The organism is Streptosporangium sp. H16, assembly GCF_051918855.1.
Lineage (GTDB): Bacteria > Actinomycetota > Actinomycetes > Streptosporangiales > Streptosporangiaceae > Streptosporangium.
This window is the reverse complement of sequence record NZ_JBPXMD010000039.1, coordinates 44,152-60,328: the sequence shown is the minus strand read 5'-3', so window position 1 is coordinate 60,328 and position 16,177 is coordinate 44,152. Positions and strand designations below refer to the sequence as shown.

The window sequence follows — 16,177 nt, the reverse complement described above, 5'->3', positions numbered from 1 at the left end:
TAGGAATGCGCCGCGTTCCAGTACGGATAATTCAACAACACCACATCACCCGGACACAGATTCTCCCGCCCCACATACTCCACACCCTTGCGCAGGGAGAAGTCGTTGGCGCCGAGGAAGAAGGTGAGCCCGGTGGCCTCGGCGATCAGCCGCAGGTCCGCGTCGTACATCGACATCCCGAAGTCGTGGACCTCGTAGATGACCGGGTTGAACGACGTGCGGATCAGCGTGGCCCGCATCTCCTCCGCCGCCGCGAGCAGGTAGCTGCGCACCACCTCGGCGGTCGCGCCGTCCAACCGGGCGCCTTCCTGCTGGGCCCCGTCCGTGCGCGTGCCGTCCGGGTTCCCGTCGTCCTGCCGCCCGCCGTCCAGCCGCTCCGTCATGACGCCGACTCCACAAGCCGTACCAGCAGGTAGCCGTGCTCCTCGACCTCGACCCGCTGCCCCGAGGGGACCACGGTGGTCGAGGTGCCCTCGTCGATCAGGGCGGGCCCGTCGAACGCGTCGCCCGGCTCCAGCAGCGTGCGGTCGTAGACGGCGAACGAGGCCGTGGCGCGGATGCCGAAGTCGTAGGCGTCCCTGCGGGCGAGCAGCGCCCGGCTCGCGTCGCCGTCGCCCGGCGGGCGCACCACCAGCTCGGGCCTGTCGGTACGGCCGACGCCGCGCACCCTCAGGTTGAGGATCTGCACCCGGTTGTCCATGGCGTGCCCGTACCGCGCCGTGTGGGTCTCCTCGAACGCCCGCCTGATCGCGTCCCGGTCGAGGTCGCGGCCCGCGGTGACGATGAGCGAGTGCTCCTGTCCCAGGTAGCGCAGCTCGAACTGGCGCTCGAGGACCATGCGCCCGGCCGGGACCCGCTGCGCCTCCAGGGAGGCGACCGCCTCGGCCTCGACGCCCTTGAACACCGCCTCCAGCCCGTCGAGGTCGGCGTCGTCCAGGGTGGCCATCACCGTACGGGAGAAGTCGTCGACGATGTCGGCGCTGAGCATGCCCCAGGCGGAGAAGCCCGACGGGGCGAACGGCACGATGACCTCGCCGATGCCCATCTCCGCCGCGAGCAGCGGGGCGAGCAGCGGCCCGGCCCCGCCGAACGCGAGCAGCGAGAAGCCTCGGGGGTCGTGTCCCCGCTCGACCGTGATCTGCCGGACCGCGCCGACGGTCCTGGCGAGCAGCACGTCGAAGACGCCCGCCGCCGCGGCCTCCGGGCCGAGCCCGAGCGGCCCGGCCACCTGCTCGTCGAGCGCCGCGCGGGCGACGTCGGCCCGCAGTTCCATCGCCCCGGCCAGGAAGCGGTCCGGGTCCACGTAGCCGAGGACGACCGCCGCGTCCGTGACAGTGGGGCGGGTGCCGCCCCGGCCGTAACACACCGGGCCGGGGTCGGCACCCGCGCTCTGCGGCCCCACCTTCAGCAATCCCCGCTCCAGCCACGCGATCGAGCCCCCTCCGGCGCCGATCGTGCGGATGTCGTAGGTGGGGATCAGCAGCGGGAAGTGCTCCAGCTGCGCCTCGTAGGCGGCCACCGGGGACCCGTGCTCGATCACGCACGCGTCCAGGGAGGTACCGCCGATGTCGAAGGTCAGGAGGTCCCGGCGACCGAGGGCGGCGGCGATGTGCGCCGCGCCCACGATGCCGCCCGCCGGGCCCGACAGCACGGTGTGCGTCGGGGAGGTCTTGGCCACGGCCGACGTCATGGAACCGCCGCCGGACCGCATGATCAGGAATCGTCCGCCGAACCCGCGCTCGGCCAGCCCGCGCTCCAGCCGGTCCACGTACCTCTCGAAGATCGGCCGGATGTAGGCGTCGAGGACGGTCGTGCTGGTCCGCTCGTACTCGCGGTACTCCCTGACGATGTCGGTGGAGACCGAGACCGTCACGTCCGGGTACGCCTCGCGGATGATCCGGGCGGCCTCCCGCTCGTGGGAGGGGTCGAGGAAGGAGTGCAGGAAGCAGACGGCGATCGACACCACGCCCCGCTCCTCGACGAGGACCCGGGCGGCCTCCCTCACCCCGGCGGCGTCGAGCTCCTCGACCACCCGGCCCCGGTGGTCGAGGCGTCCCCGCACCCCGGCGGTGTGGCGGCGCTGGATGAGGCTCTCTGGCCGCTCGTACTGGAAGTCGTACATGTGGTCGGCGGGCACGTTGCCCCTGCCGATCAGGAAGATGTCGCGGAAGCCGTCGTTGGTGAGAATCCCGGTGGGCTCGCCGCGCCGCTCCAGGACGGCGTTGAGGCCGAGGGTGGTGCCGTGGATGAACAGTTCCACCCGCGACAGGTCGGTGCCGAGCGCGGTGACCGCGTCGAGCACGCCCTCCCAGGGGCGGGCCGGGGTGGTCGAGGCCTTCCTGAAGCGCACCTCGTGGGTGCGCGTGTCCAGCTCCATCGCGTCGACGAAGGTGCCGCCGATGTCGACGGCCAGCCGGAGGTGCTTGGGGTGGGGCATCGCGGGTGTCACCTTTCGATCAGCGCGGGAATCTCGGCGGCGCGCCGGCAGGCGACCAGGCTCGCGTCGTACGGGCGGAGTTCCTGCTCCTGCTCCCGGCACTCGCCGGTCGCGAAGGGGCAGCGCGGCGCGAGGGCGCAGCCCGCGGCGGCGTCCGCCTCCTCCAGGTCCCTGGTCAGCTCGACCCGCGGGCCGCCGTACCCGGCGCCGAGGCTGGGGGCGCCGGCCAGCAGCGCCCGGGTGTAGGGGTGCAGCGGGTTGCCGAAGACCTCCTCCACCGGCCCCTCCTCGACGATCCGCCCCAGGTAGAGGACCGCGACGCGGTCGCAGAACCCCCGGACGGTGGCCAGGTCGTGGGAGATGAAGACCGTGCCGCGCGAGCGGTCGCCGCTCACCTCGGCGATCACCTTCAGGATCTGCGCCTGCACGGTGACGTCGAGCGCCGAGGTCGGCTCGTCGAAGACGATCAGGTCGGGGTCGCCGACGAGCGCGCGGGCGATGCCGACGCGCTGCGCCTGCCCGCCGGACAGCTCGTGCGGGCGCCGCCCGAGGATCGACGGGTCCAGTTCCATGCGCTCCAGGACGCGGGCGACGCGTGACGCCCGCTCGGAGGCGGGCACCCCGGCGGCGCGCAGCGGCTCGCCGATCGCGTCCGCCACGGTCCGCCGGGGGCTGAGCGATCCGACGGGGTCCTGGAAGACCAGCTGGACGCGGGTGCGCAGGCGGCGCAGCTCCCGGCCGCGCAGCTCGGACAGCACCCGCCCGGCGACCTCGACCCGCCCCCGGGAGGGCCGCACCAGCCCGAGCATCAGCCTGGCCAGCGTGCTCTTGCCGCAGCCGCTCTCCCCGACGATGCCCAGGGTCTCGCCCGCGGCGACGTGGAGACCGACCCCGCGCAGGGCGTGGTGGCCCCCGCCGCCGAAGCGGGCACGGTAGAGGACGTGCGCGTCCTCGACGCGCAGCACCTCTGCTCCCGTCCCCGCCCCGGAGCCCGCCCGCGCGCGAGGCGGGACGACCGTGCGCACGGGCGGTGCCCCCGCACGGCCGGGCGGCTCCGCGTCCACGGGCGCGGTCTCCGGGAAAACCGGCGCGGTCTCCGCGAGAGACGGCCGGGGAGGCGCGTCCACGGGCGGGGGCGTGCCGTCGGGTTCGGTGAGGGGCCCGGAGCGGGGGTGGAAGCAGGCGACGCTCCAGTCGGAGGCCAGGTCCTCGGCGAGCGGGAGCTCCGTCCTGCACAGCTCCGTCGCGTGCGCGCAGCGCGGCGCGAACGGGCAGGAGGACGGCGCCTCCACCGGCAGCGGCATCGCGCCGGGGGTGGCGGTCACCGGGCGCCCGTCGATGTCGGGCACCGAGCGCAGCAGCGCCCGCGTGTAGGGGTGGGCGGGCTCGTCGAGCACCTGCGGCCCGGGGCCGCTCTCCACCACCGTCCCCGCGTAGAGCACCACGACGCGGTCGCAGACCTCCGCGATGGAGGCGAGGTCGTGGGAGATCAGCAGGACGCCGCGCCGCTCGGCGTTCGCGGCGAGCCGGAAGCGGTTGAGGATCTCCCTGGTGAGGGTCACGTCCAGCCCGGTGGTGGGCTCGTCGGCGATCAGCAGGCCGGGGGCGCACCCGGTGGCCAGCGAGATCATGACGCGCTGCGCCATGCCGCCGGAGAGCTCGTGCGGGTAGGCGTCCAGGCGGCGTCTCGGGCTGCGGATGCCGACCGACTCGAACAGCTCTGCGGCGGCCTCCCTGGCGGGGGCGGGTGCCAGGTCCCGGTGGGTGACGAGCCGGTCGACGAGCTGGCGGCCGACGGTCCTGGTGGGGCTGAGCGCGCCGCGCGGGTTCTGGAAGCAGATCGCGGCGCCGTGCCCCCGGAAGGACTCCAGCTCGGCGGCGCCCATCGTCAGCACGTCGGCGCCGTCGAACAGGATCCGCCCGGCCGTACGGGAGCCGCCGGGCAGCAGGCCCACGATCGAGCGGGCCACCATGCTCTTGCCGCCGCCGCTCTCGCCGACCAGGCCGACCACCTCGCCGGGCTCGACGCTCAGGTTCACCCCGCTCAGCGCGGCGACCCGGCGTCCGGGGCGGTGGATCACGACGGAGAGGTCCTCGATCGACAGGAGGGTCATCGTCCGTCACCTCCTCGTGGAGTCGGCGCGTTCCTGCAGGCCCTCACCGAGGAGGCTGAAGCCCAGGACGCAGATCAGCAGGAAGAGGCCGGGAGGTACCGAGGTCCACCACCGGCCGGCGACGACGTCCCCGGTGCCGAGGCTGATCATGGCTCCCCATTCGGCGGTGGGCACCGGCACGCCGAGGCCGAGGAAGGACAGCCCGGCCAGCGTGAGCATCGCCCAGCCGCAGTTCAGCGGGGCGATGACGCGCACCGGCGTGAGGCTGTTGGGCAGTACGTGCCGCCAGAGCACCCCCCAGAAGGAGGCCCCGGAGGTGCGGGACGCCTCCACGAAGGGCAGTTCCCTGACGGAGCGCACCTCGGCCCGCACCAGCCTGGCGTACGCGGGCGCGTTCACCAGCGCGATCACCGCGACCAGGTTGGCGGTCCCGCCGCCGAGCAGCGCGGCCACCGCCAGGGCCAGGATGAAGGTGGGGAACGCCTGGAAGACGTCAAGCACCCGCATCAGCACGTCGTCGGGCCGGCCGCCCCGGTATCCGGCGACCAGGCCGACGAGACTGCCCGCGACCACGGCCAGGGCGACCGCGGCGACCGCGATGCCGACGTCGAGCCTGGCGGCGTGCAGGACCCGGCTCCACACGTCCATGCCGTTGAGGTCGGTACCCAGCAGGTGGGCGCCGCCCGGCGGGGCGAGGGAGGCGAGGGGGTCGATCTCCTCGGGGCCCCACGCGGTCAGCAGCGGCGCGAACGCGACCGCCACGGCGACCAGGACCAGAATCGCGGAACCGGCCGTGATCAGGGACGACGCGAAGCGCCGGTCCCCGCCCGACTCCCGGACGCGCCCGGTCCTCGGGGTGCGCGCGTCGCCGGGCTTCCGTACGCGTCCGGCTCCGTCCTCCGGAACGCGTCCGGCGTCGGGGGCGCGTCCGGCCTCGGGGGCGCGTCCGGCGTCCGGCATCAGATCCTCACTCTCGGGTCGAGGACCGCGTGGACGACGTCGGCGACGAGGAACACCACCACGTAGAACAGCGCGATCACGAGCACCGACGCCTGCACCACCGGGTAGTCCCGGTAGAGCAGGCCGCGCAGCGCCCACTGCCCGAAGCCCTGCCAGGAGAAGACGTACTCCACGAGGACCGTCGAGCCGATGGAGAAGCCGAACACCAGGGCCGCCAGCGCGGGAAGGCGCACCAGCGCGGCCCGTACCAGGTAGCCGCGCAGCAGCAGCCGGTCCCCGAGGCCGTGCGCGGCGGCGGCCGCGTACGCCTCGGAGGCGAGCACCTCCAGCGCGGAGGCCCGGACGCTGCGCAGCAGCGGCGCGACGATGACGATCACCAGCGTGGCCACCGGCAGCACGAGGTGTTCCAGCGCCGAGACGAACGCGGGGCCGTTGGCCGTCAGCGCCGCGTCGAGCAGGTCGGCGCCGGTGATGAGGCTGAGGTCGGTGTCGGGGTCGACCCGGCCGCTGGGCGCGGGGAACCAGCCCAGGACGCTGTAGCCGACGAGGACCAGCACCAGGCCGAGCCAGAACTCCGGCACCGAGTTGCCGACGAGCGCCGCGACGCGGACGGCGTGGTCGCCGAACCGGCCCGCGTTGCGCGCCGACCAGATGCCGAGCACCGTCGCCAGCACCAGCGCCACGGCCAGCGCGATCACCACGAGCTCCATGGTCGGCCCGACGCGCACGGCCATCTCCGAGCCCACCGGGGCACCGCTCTGGATGGAGGTGCCGAAGTCACCGGTGAACAGCCCCCCGGCGTAGTCGAGGAACTGCCGCCACAACGGCTGGTCCAGCCCGAACCTGGCCCGCGCGGCGGCGGCGTCGGCCTCCGTGGCGTTGGGGCCGAGGATGGTACGGATCGGGTCGCCCGGCAGGACCCTGACGAGGAGGAAGGTCAGGACGACCACCCCGAGGAGCACCGGGACGAGCTGGAGCAGCCGTCTGAGGAGGAACCGGAGGATGCGCACGGACTACCCGGCGACGCTCAGGTAGCGCAGCCGGGCCAGACCGTCCATCGGCTGGACCCAGCCCGCCACCGCCTCCCTGACTGGGAGGTTGAAGTTGGGCTGGCAGACGACGACCCATGGCACGTCCCCGGCCAGGATCTCCTGCACGCGCAGCCAGAGCTTGGCGCGCTCGGCCTCGTCGACGACGGTGTGGGAGTCTTCGAAGATCTTCTCGATCTCGTCGTTGACGTAGTTGGAGTAGTTGAGGCTGGCGCCCTTGGTGAAGCTGGTCCCGAGCATGTACTCCACGTCGTTGACCCAGAGCTGGCCCACGGTGATCTGCAGCGGGATGTTCTTCTTCTCCCTGCGCTCGGCGAGCGTGGCGGGGTCGAGCGGGGTGAGCTTCAGCTCGATGCCCGCCTTCCTGGCCTCGCTCTGCACCAGGACGGCGATCTGCTGCTGCTCCTCACTGTCGGTCTGGAAGACCAGCTCGGAGGTGACCGAGGTCCTGCCCGCCCCGGCCAGCGTCTCCTTGGCCTTGGCGACGTCGTAGGTGTAGGGATAGCCGGTCTCGGAGTAGCCGGGCATGTCCAGCGGGACCACGCTCCTGGCGGGCCGCGCGTCGCCGCCGTAGACGTTGGCGATGATCTGCTCGTACGGGACGGCGTGGGCGAGCGCCTTGCGGACCGCGGGCTCGTCGAAGGGCGCGGTGGTCACCGACATCTGGATGGCGACCTGGCTGTTGCTCGGCGCGGAGATGACCTTGATGCCCGGGGTGGTCTTGAGGTCCTTGATGTCGCGCTGTCCGATCCCGAAGGCGATGTCGATGTCGCCGTTCTGCAGTTGCAGGCGCTGGTTGGCGGCGGCGGGCACCACGGTGAGCCTGATCTCACCGCTCTTGGCGCCGTCGGGGCCGGGATAGCCGGTGTTGGCGGTGAGCAGGATCTCCTGGCCCTGGACCGCCTTGCCGACGTTGAAGTAGCCGCCGCTCGGGGGGTTCTTGGCGAACCACTCCTTGGCCCAGGGGTCGTCGTCGGTGGCGTGCTTCTTGGCCTCCTCGGAGTCGAAGACGTACAGCGAGATGGCCTGGATCTGCCGGGTGAGGGCGCTGGGGAACGCCTGGGTGAACGTCACGGTGTGGTCGTCGACCACCTGGACCTGGTCGGCCTCGGTGAGCCCGATCAGCCGGTAGATCCCTGCGACGTTGGCCTTCGCGGCGAAGGCGCGGTCCTTGGACCACTTGACGTCCCTGGCGGTCATCTCGTTGCCGCTGGCGAACTTCACGCCCTTGCGCAGCTTGAGGGTCCAGACCTTGTTGTCGGCGTCGGGCTCGAAGGACTCGGCGAAGGTGGGGGCGACGGCCTCGGTGTCGAGGATCCGGCCGCCGCCGACCGAGGTGACCCCGTAGTCGACCATGTAGGGGAAGACGTTCTTGTAGAGCATCAGCGCGGTCAGGTCGAATCCGACGAAGTCCTGGTCCCAGCTGCTCAGGTAGCTGCCCACCGCGATCCGCAGCGCCGAGGCGGCCGGGGCGCCGCTCCCGCCGGGGGCCGCGCTCGCCGCCGGGGCGTCCGAGCCGCCCGCCTTGGTACCCGCGGCGCACCCGGTCGCGAAGAGGAGGGCGACCCCACCCCCGAGGTGCAGGATCGAGCGACGGGACAGCTCGGGGGACACCGGGCCGTGGGGGTGAGGCAAACCGGGCATCGCAGTCCTCCAGGGGCCATGAGGGATAGGCCGCGAGGTGGGTGGATCGCGGCACTGACGGCCCACCCGACCTACATGTGCCGTTTGTTCTATCAGACCTGAGTTTGGTGAACAAGAGACCGATGCTTGTTCACACGCAAAACCCGTGTTCAGCCAGTTCAACGGGCAAGTGATAGGTCGACCCGAGTGGTCATGTTCACTGAATTTCACACGAACGACGCCCAGACGTGACCGGCACTTCCTACCCTCTCGGCGGGGCCTGGCGCACCGGCGCCCCGCACGCCCGGCCCCGCCGCCGGTCGCGGCACGTCCGGTTCGTGATCACCGCACCCGGGACGGGCGGGACGCGCCGGGGCCGTCGGGACGGGTGCGGGTTCGCCCGGTTCATGATCACCGCGCCCGGGATGGGCCAGGATGTATCAGGACGAGTAAGGATTTGCCCGGTTCATGATCACCGCGCCCGGGATGGGCCAGGATGTATCAGGACGAGTAAGGATTTGCCCGGTTCGTGATTACCGCGCTCAGGATGGGCAGGACGTATCGGGGCGAGTACGGGTTCCACCGGAGCCGGTCCTCGACCACAGTGCCGCCGGAACCCCGGCGGCGCCCCCTGCGGGAGTGAGCCGATGTTCTCCGTACCTGTACTGCTCGTCGTGGCCGCCGCGGCGGTGATCGCGACGCTGGCCTGCGCGCTCGCCCTGGTGGCCGGGTCCCCCTGGCCGCTCTCCCTGCTCAGCGGCGTCGCGGCGGGCGCGGCCACCCTCGGCGTGCTCTCCCGACTGCTGGACGACGGCCACCGGATCCGCCCGTAGCGCTCCGGCGTGCACGCGGGCACCGCCCTTCCCGCCGCCCGCGACGAGCCACGTACGGCACGTCACGTACGACGAGCCGCCCACGGCGGGTCGCGTACGGCGGGCCGCCCGCGACGGCACGTCCCCCGGCGCCCTCGGAGCGGCAGGGCACCGGAAGCCGGCGGGAACGGGCGGAGTCCGGTCGATCAGAGGCGGATCAGAGACCGCGCGCCAGGTGGTAGTAGGCCTGGTTCCAGCGGATCTCCTTGGCGAACTGGCGGGCGGTGGTGTCCGCGTCGATGACCAGGAGCTCGACACCGAGCATCTCGGAGAAGTCGGTGAGCTCCTCGGTGGTCAGCGCCGACGACAGGACAGTGTGGTGCGGGCCCCCGGCGGTCAGCCACGCCTCGGCGGAGGTGCTCAGGTTCGGGCGGGGCCTCCACACCGCGCGGGCGACGGGCAGGCTGGGCAGCGGCTCGGCGGGGGCGACCACGTCGATCTCGTTGGCCACCAGCCTGAACCGGTCCCCCATGTCGGACAGGCCGATCACCACGGCGGGGCCCGGCTCCGCGTCGAAGACCAGCCGGACGGGATCCTCGCGCCCGCCGATGCTCAGCGGGTGGATCTCGCACGAGGGCACCCCGGCGGCGATCGTCGGGCAGACCTCCAGCATGTGCGCGCCCAGGATGACCTCCTGGCCGGGGGTCAGGTGGTAGGTGTAGTCCTCCATGAAGGAGGTGCCGCCGGAGAGACCGGCCGACATCACCTTCAGGGTGCGCACCATCACCGAGGTCTTCCAGTCGCCCTCGCCGCCGAAGCCGTAGCCGTCGGCCATCAGCCGCTGCACCGCGAGCCCCGGCAGCTGCCGCAGCCCGCCGAGGTCCTCGAAGTTGGTGGTGAACGCGCCGAAGCCCCCCTCGGTGAGGAAGTGGCGCAGCCCCAGCTCGATGCGGGCGGCGTAGCGCAGCGAGTCGTGGCGCTCGCCTCCGGCGCGCAGCTCGGGGGCGAGCTTGTAGGTGTCCTCGTACTCGGCGATCAGGACGTCCACGTCGGCGTCCGCCGCGGCGTCGACGGCGGCGACCAGGTCGTTGACGCCGTAGGTGTTGACCGAGACGCCGAAGCGCAGCTGCGCCTCCACCTTGTCGCCCTCGGTGACCGCCACGTCGCGCATGTTGTCGCCGAAGCGGGCCAGCCGCAGCGAGCCCACCTCCGCGCGCCCCGCCGCGGCCCGCGCCCACGCGCCCACGCGCGCCGCCACCGCCGGGTCGCTCACGTGCCCGGCGACGGTCTTGCGCGCCACGCCCAGGCGGGACTGGATGTAACCGAACTCGCGGTCGCCGTGCGCGGCCTGGTTGAGGTTCATGAAGTCCATGTCGATGGAGCTCCACGGCAGCGCCACGTTGGCCTGGGTGTGCAGGTGCAGCAGCGGCGTGCGCAGCGCGTCCAGCCCGGCGATCCACATCTTGGCCGGGGAGAAGGTGTGCATCCAGGCGATCACCCCGACGCAGGCGTCCGAGGCGTTGGCCTCCAGGCAGACCCGGCGAATCGACGCGGCGTCGGTGAGCACGGGCTTCCACACCACCCGGAACGCCAGCGTCTCGTCAAGCTGCTCGGCGATCCCGCGGGACTGCTCCGCCACCTGGGCCAGCGTGTCCTCGCCGTACAGGCCCTGGCTTCCGGTGAGGAACCAGATCTCTCGCTCGTGGAGGGTCACCGCGGACTCCTTTGCCCGTAGACGTTCTGGTAGCGGTCGTACAAACTGTCGATGTCGGGCTGCGCGATGGGCAGCGGCTCGCCCAGCTGGCGGGCCACGTGCACGGTGCGGGCGACGTCCTCGCACATCACCGCCGCCTTGACGGCGGCGCGGGCGTCCGCGCCGATGGTGAAGACGCCGTGGTTGCGCATCAGGACCGCCGGGGAGCGGTGGCCCTCCAGGGTGGCGACGATTCCCTTGCCGATGTCGTCCCCGCCGATCAGCGCGAACGGCCCCACCGGGATCTCGCCGCCGAACTCGTCGGCCATCGCCGTCAGCACGCACGGGATGGCCTCGCCCCGCGCCGCCCAGGCGGAGGCGTACGTGGAGTGGGTGTGCACCACGCCGCCCACCCGCGGCATCGTCCGGTAGACGTACGCGTGCGCGGCGGTGTCGCTGGACGGCGCCAGCTCGCCCTCGACCAGCTCGCCGTCCAGGTCGCACACCACGATCGACTCCGGGGTCAGGGCGTCGTACGTCACCCCGGACGGCTTGATGACGAACAGGTCCTCACCTGGGACCCGTCCCGAGACGTTGCCCGCGGTCCAGGCCACGAGGTTGTAGCGGACCAGTTCCTGGTGGAGCGCGGACACCGTCTCCCGCAGCTTCCTGACGACGGCGCTCATCCGGCCGCCCCCTTTCGGTGCGAGCCCGGGTGCCCGGTCACGCGCGGTGCCGGATGCCCGGCCACGCGCGGGGGCGGGGGCAGCGCCCGCCCGTTCAGATGTTCCTCGCGCCCGGTCACGCGTCCTCCTTGTTCGTCGACGTGCTCTTCTCGTTCTCGCCGACCTGGTTGCGCAGGGCCCGCAGGCCGTGCAGCATCTCCCCGTCGGCGAAGTGGTCGTGCAGGCGGCGGTACTCGGCGTACAGCCGGTCATAGGTGTCCGCGCGCCCGGCGTCGGGGACGTAGACGGCCTCGCCGCGCCCGCCCATCGCGGCCGAGGCCGAGGTGATGTCGGGGTAGGCCCCGGCGGCGACCGCGGCGTGGATGGCCGACCCCAGGGCGCACCCCTGCTCGGAGCCGATCACCGAGATCGGGCGGCGCAGCACGTCGGCGTAGACCTGCATCAGGAAGTGGTTCTTGATCAGGCCCCCCGCGGCGACGAACTCGGTCACCGGCACCCCGGAGCTCTCGAAGGTCTCCACGATCGTGCGGGCGCCGAACGCGGTGGCCTCGATCAGCGCCCGGTAGGTGTCCTCGGGCTTCGTCGCGAGCGTCTGGCCGACGACCACGGCGGAGAGGTTGTGGTCGACCAGCACCGAGCGGTTGCCGTTGTGCCAGTCGAGCGCCACCAGGCCGTGCTGCCCGACCCGCTGCGCGGCGGCGCGCTCGGTGAGGAGGTCGTGCACGGTGATCCCGCGCTCCTCGGCCTCGCGCTCGTAGGAGCCCGGCACCGAGGTCTCGACGAACCAGCCGAAGATGTCGCCGACACCCGACTGGCCCGCCTCGTAGCCCCACAGGCCGGGCACGATGCCGTCACGCACCACGCCGCACATACCGGGTACCTCGGCCAGGGCGTCGGAGGACATGACGTGGCAGGTGGAGGTGCCCATGATGGCGACCATCTGGCCGGGCCGCACGGCGTCGGCAGCGGCGGCCGTGACGTGGGCGTCGACGTTGCCGATCGAGATCGCGATGCCCTCGGGCAGCTTCGTCCACGCGGCGGCGCGGGCGTCCAGCCGTCCGGCGAGGCCGCCCAGGGGGGACGGCTCCCCGCCGAGCTTGGCGGTGAAGCCGGTGAAGGCGGGGTTGAGCTCGGCGAGGAACTCCTCGGAGGGGTAGTGGCCGTCCTGGCGGATGGCCTTGTACCCGGCCGTGCAGACGTTGCGCGTCTCCACGCCGGTGAGCTGCCAGACGATCCAGTCGGCGGCCTCGATCCAGCGTTCCGCGCGGCCGTAGACCTCCGGGTCCTCCTCCAGCACCTGGAGGCCCTTGGCGAACGCCCACTCCGAGGAGATCTTCCCGCCGTAGCGGGGCAGCCACGCCTCTCCCCTGCGGGCGGCGACGGCGTTGATCCGGTCGGCGTGCGGCTGCGCCGCGTGGTGCTTCCACAGCTTCGGCCACGCGTGCGGGCGGTCGGCGAGCCCGTCGACCTCGCACAGCGGGATGCCCTCGGCGGTGGCGGGCAGCACGGTGCAGGCGGTGAAGTCGGTTCCCAGGCCGATGACCTGCGACGGGGAGATCCCGGCCGCCGCCACCGCCTTGGGCACCGCCTGGCGCAGCACCTCCCGCCAGTCCTCCGGCGACTGCAGCGCCCAGTCGGGGCCCAGGCGCACGGCGGTGCCCGGCAGCCGGTCCTCGATCACCCGGTGGGCGTACTCGTGCACGGCGGCGCCCATCTCGGCACCGTCGCCGACCCGGACCACCACGGCGCGGCCCGACAGCGTACCGAAGTCGACACCGACCACGTAACGATCGTTGTTAGCGTTCACATCATCTCCAGGACATCGGGACGTTGGGACCTCGGTACAGGGGAGTCCGGCACGGACGACCGCGCCGGATCCGCGGGGTTCAGGCGCGGCGCGGCGCGCCGGGACGGCGCGGACCCGAGCCGGGAAAGGCGCCCGGACCCGGCCGCGACCTCGGGCGCGGCATCACCACGGTACGCGGACTCAGGCGCGGAACGGCGCGGTGCTGGCCCTCGCCACGAACCGCGGCGGGACGACGTGTCGCTCGTGGGACCATTCCGCTCCCGCCTCCATCTGCCTGAGCAGGACCTCGATGCTGTGCTTCCCGACCGCCCCGAAGTCCTGCCTGATCGTGGTGAGCGGCGGGGTGAAGAACTCGGACTCGGGGATGTCGTCGAACCCCACGAGGCTGATCTGCTCGGGCACCCGCACGCCCAGCTCGGCGAAGGCCCGCAGCGCCCCGAGCGCCATCTGGTCGTTGGCGACGAACACCGCGGTGACGCCCGGCGCCGCCGCCAGGCGCAGCCCGGCCTCGTAGCCGGAGCGCGGGCTCCAGTCTCCGGACAGCAGCTCGGGGACCGGACGGCCCGCGGCGGTCAGCACCTCGCTCCAGCCCTCGATCCGCCCGTCGGCCTCCAGCCAGTCCGACGGGCCGGCGACGTGCCACACGGTCTCGTGGCCGAGGTCGAGCAGGTGCCGGGTGGCCAGGCGGGCGCCCTCGACCTGGTCGACGCTGACCACCGAGACGTCGCCCGCGTGGCTGCCCTCGACGGCCACGACGGGGACGTCGGTGGGCACGTCGGCCAGCGCGGGGGCGGCCGAGCGCTGCGGCGCGACCACCACTATGCCGTCGACGGACTGCTCGGCCAGGTAGCCGAGCGCGTCGCGCACGCCCGCGGTGTCGATGGTCTTGAGGCTGACCATGCTGACGAAGTATCCTGCCGCCCTGGCCGCCTGCTCGATCCCGTAGACCGTGCTCGCGGGCCCGTACAGGGTCGTGTCGAAGCTGACCACCCCGAGGGTGCGCGTGTGTCTCGTGACCAGGGCGCGGGCGACCATGTTGCGCCGGTAGCCGAGCTCGTTGATCGCCTCCAGCACCCGGGCCCGGGTCTCGGCGCGGACATTGGGATGATCGTTGAGCACGCGCGAGACCGTCTGGTGTGACACGCCGGCCCTCGTGGCGACGTCCGCCATCACCGGCGGACGTCGTTCGAGACTCGGGCTCAAGGGTCGGCTCCTTCAGGATGGCTTGGGACAGACTGTGAGCGCTAACAATGCCTCTCGTCAAGCACCCCCGAGATTACGTTCTTATTACTCAGAGATCATCCGTTAACGCCCACTTGACGTTGCCGTCATCACGCCCTTAACTGGCGCGTACTCTCTTGTTAGCGTTCACATCTCCTGCGAGAAGGTCTCCATGGTGCGAGAACTCCTGACCGCCCGGGGGTTGACAGTCGGCAGACCCGGGCATTTGATAGCTCGTCACGCAGCCGGACGGACCCCCACCCGGTCTGTCGCCGCTGGTGTGAGCGCTCACAGCGAGGCTCACGACGACGTCCGTGAAGACGCTCACGGTCACGTTCACCAACACGCTCACGGACACCGGAGCGGGCCGCGTCCCGGCCCGTTCCGGTGTCGCCGTGGGCGTGGCTCGGACGGGACGCGCCCCGGCGGTGGCACGCCGGAAGCCGGGACGCGCCGCCACGGCACCCTCTGCTCCCGGGACGCACCGCGTCCCACCGCCCTCCCGGCCCGCCCCCGGGCCCGGGCAGGCTCCCACACTGGAGGTATTCGATGAAGTTCGCGAAGCTGGCCACCGCCGCGGTGAGCCTGGCTCTCGCCATGGGAGTGACGGCCTGTGGCTCCAGCGTCAAGACCGTCGATCAGGGCGCGTCGGGAGCGGCCTCCGCGGCGCCCGCCGACACCCTCGTCGGCGTCACCATGCCCACCAAGTCCTCCGAGCGCTGGATCCACGACGGCAACAACGTCAAGAGCGCCCTGGAGAAGCTGGGATACAAGGTCGACCTGCAGTACGCGGAGAACGACATCCCCACGCAGGTCAACCAGATCGAGAACCAGATCACCAGCGGCGCCAAGCTGCTGATCATCGCCTCGATCGACGGTACCGCCATCACCACGCAGCTCCAGCAGGCGGCCGACAAGAAGATCCCGGTCATCGCCTACGACCGGCTCATCCGCAACTCGCCGAACGTCGACTACTACGCCACCTTCGACAACTACAAGGTGGGCGTGCAGCAGGCGACCTCGCTGCTGGTCGGCCTGGGGCTGAAGAAGGAGGACGGCTCCGAGGGCGACGCCAAGGGCCCGTTCAACATCGAGATCTTCGCCGGCTCCCCGGACGACAACAACGCCACCTTCTTCTACAACGGCGCGATGGACACCCTGAAGCCGTACATCGACAAGAAGACCCTCGTCGTCAAGAGCGGCGAGACCGACTTCAAGACCGTCGCGATCCTGCGCTGGGACCCGGCCACCGCGCAGAAGCGCATGGAGGACCTGATCACCAAGGCCTACTCCGGCAGCACCAAGGTCCAGGGCGTTCTCTCCCCGTACGACGGCCTGTCCATCGGCATCCTGTCGGCGCTGAAGAGCAGCGGCTACGGCACCGCCGACCAGCCCTACCCGGTCGTCACCGGCCAGGACGCCGAGGCCGCCTCGGTGAAGTCGATCATCGCGGGCGAGCAGTACGCGACGATCTACAAGGACACCCGCGAGCTGGCCGCCGTCACCGTCGAGATGGCCGACGCCGTGCTCAAGGGCGGCAAGCCCGAGGTGAACAACACCGAGGACTACGACAACGGCGAGAAGGTCGTCCCGTCGAACCTGCTCGACCCCGTGATCGTCTACAAGGACAACTACAAGAAGGTCCTCGTCGACTCCGGCTACTACACCGAGGACCAGCTCAAGTAGCGGTGTCGGTGTCATGACGAAAGGCATCCGGCCGGCGGCGCCCCACCCGCCGCCGGCCCGGTGCCCACGGAGCGGAAAGGCAGTGCGGA

At 71.9% G+C, this 16,177-nt stretch carries 12 protein-coding genes; 2 read left to right on the top strand and 10 right to left on the bottom strand.

The window, feature by feature from the left end; all coding sequences use genetic code 11:
- From ACTOQ2_RS38130 to ACTOQ2_RS38105, 6 genes are all read right to left on the bottom strand, one after another.
- Positions 1 to 383: hydantoinase B/oxoprolinase family protein (locus ACTOQ2_RS38130; protein WP_440105964.1), on the bottom strand; the 383-nt coding region annotated here is incomplete at its 3' end.
- Positions 380 to 2,437, bottom strand: coding sequence for a hydantoinase/oxoprolinase family protein (locus ACTOQ2_RS38125; RefSeq protein ID WP_440105962.1), 2,058 nt, complete (start codon positions 2,435 to 2,437; stop codon positions 380 to 382). The genes ACTOQ2_RS38125 and ACTOQ2_RS38130, both read right to left, overlap by 4 nt.
- Positions 2,438 to 2,445: 8 nt before the next feature.
- Positions 2,446 to 4,551, bottom strand: a complete 2,106-nt coding sequence (locus ACTOQ2_RS38120; protein ID WP_440105960.1) for a dipeptide ABC transporter ATP-binding protein — start codon at positions 4,549 to 4,551, stop codon at positions 2,446 to 2,448.
- A 6-nt stretch (positions 4,552 to 4,557) separates the two neighbouring features.
- Positions 4,558 to 5,511 (bottom strand): ABC transporter permease, encoded by a 954-nt coding sequence (locus ACTOQ2_RS38115; protein ID WP_440105958.1) that lies wholly within the window; start codon positions 5,509 to 5,511, stop codon positions 4,558 to 4,560.
- Positions 5,511 to 6,521: an ABC transporter permease gene (locus ACTOQ2_RS38110; RefSeq protein WP_440105956.1), complete on the bottom strand. Its 1,011-nt coding sequence runs from the start codon at positions 6,519 to 6,521 to the stop codon at positions 5,511 to 5,513. The genes ACTOQ2_RS38115 and ACTOQ2_RS38110 overlap by 1 nt, the downstream gene beginning before the upstream one ends.
- Before the next feature lie 3 nt (positions 6,522 to 6,524).
- Positions 6,525 to 8,204 carry an ABC transporter substrate-binding protein gene (locus tag ACTOQ2_RS38105; RefSeq protein ID WP_440105954.1) on the bottom strand — a complete coding sequence of 560 codons (1,680 nt, stop codon included), beginning with the start codon at positions 8,202 to 8,204 and terminating at the stop codon, positions 6,525 to 6,527.
- A gap of 626 nt (positions 8,205 to 8,830) precedes the next feature.
- Between ACTOQ2_RS38105 and ACTOQ2_RS38100 the strand changes: the two genes are divergently transcribed.
- Positions 8,831 to 9,016, top strand: coding sequence for a hypothetical protein (locus ACTOQ2_RS38100; protein ID WP_440071672.1), 186 nt, complete (start codon positions 8,831 to 8,833; stop codon positions 9,014 to 9,016).
- Between the two features lie 196 nt (positions 9,017 to 9,212).
- Here the strand turns inward: ACTOQ2_RS38100 and araA are convergent, their stop codons facing one another.
- From araA to ACTOQ2_RS38080, 4 genes are all read right to left on the bottom strand, one after another.
- Positions 9,213 to 10,709 (bottom strand): L-arabinose isomerase, encoded by a 1,497-nt coding sequence (gene araA, locus ACTOQ2_RS38095; RefSeq protein WP_440105952.1) that lies wholly within the window; start codon positions 10,707 to 10,709, stop codon positions 9,213 to 9,215.
- On the bottom strand, positions 10,706 to 11,374 hold the full coding sequence (locus ACTOQ2_RS38090) for an L-ribulose-5-phosphate 4-epimerase (RefSeq protein WP_440105950.1): 669 nt from the start codon (positions 11,372 to 11,374) through the stop codon (positions 10,706 to 10,708). Before ACTOQ2_RS38090 ends, araA begins: the two co-directional genes overlap by 4 nt.
- Before the next feature lie 115 nt (positions 11,375 to 11,489).
- Positions 11,490 to 13,181 (bottom strand): ribulokinase, encoded by a 1,692-nt coding sequence (gene araB, locus ACTOQ2_RS38085; RefSeq protein ID WP_440105948.1) that lies wholly within the window; start codon positions 13,179 to 13,181, stop codon positions 11,490 to 11,492.
- A 180-nt stretch (positions 13,182 to 13,361) separates the two neighbouring features.
- On the bottom strand, positions 13,362 to 14,351 hold the full coding sequence (locus ACTOQ2_RS38080; RefSeq protein WP_440105966.1) for a LacI family DNA-binding transcriptional regulator: 990 nt from the start codon (positions 14,349 to 14,351) through the stop codon (positions 13,362 to 13,364).
- Between the two features lie 600 nt (positions 14,352 to 14,951).
- Here ACTOQ2_RS38080 and chvE point away from each other — a divergent pair.
- A complete protein-coding gene (gene chvE, locus ACTOQ2_RS38075; protein ID WP_440105946.1) occupies positions 14,952 to 16,088 on the top strand; it encodes a multiple monosaccharide ABC transporter substrate-binding protein in 1,137 nt (378 codons plus the stop codon).
- The last annotated feature ends 89 nt before the right edge of the window (positions 16,089 to 16,177 follow it).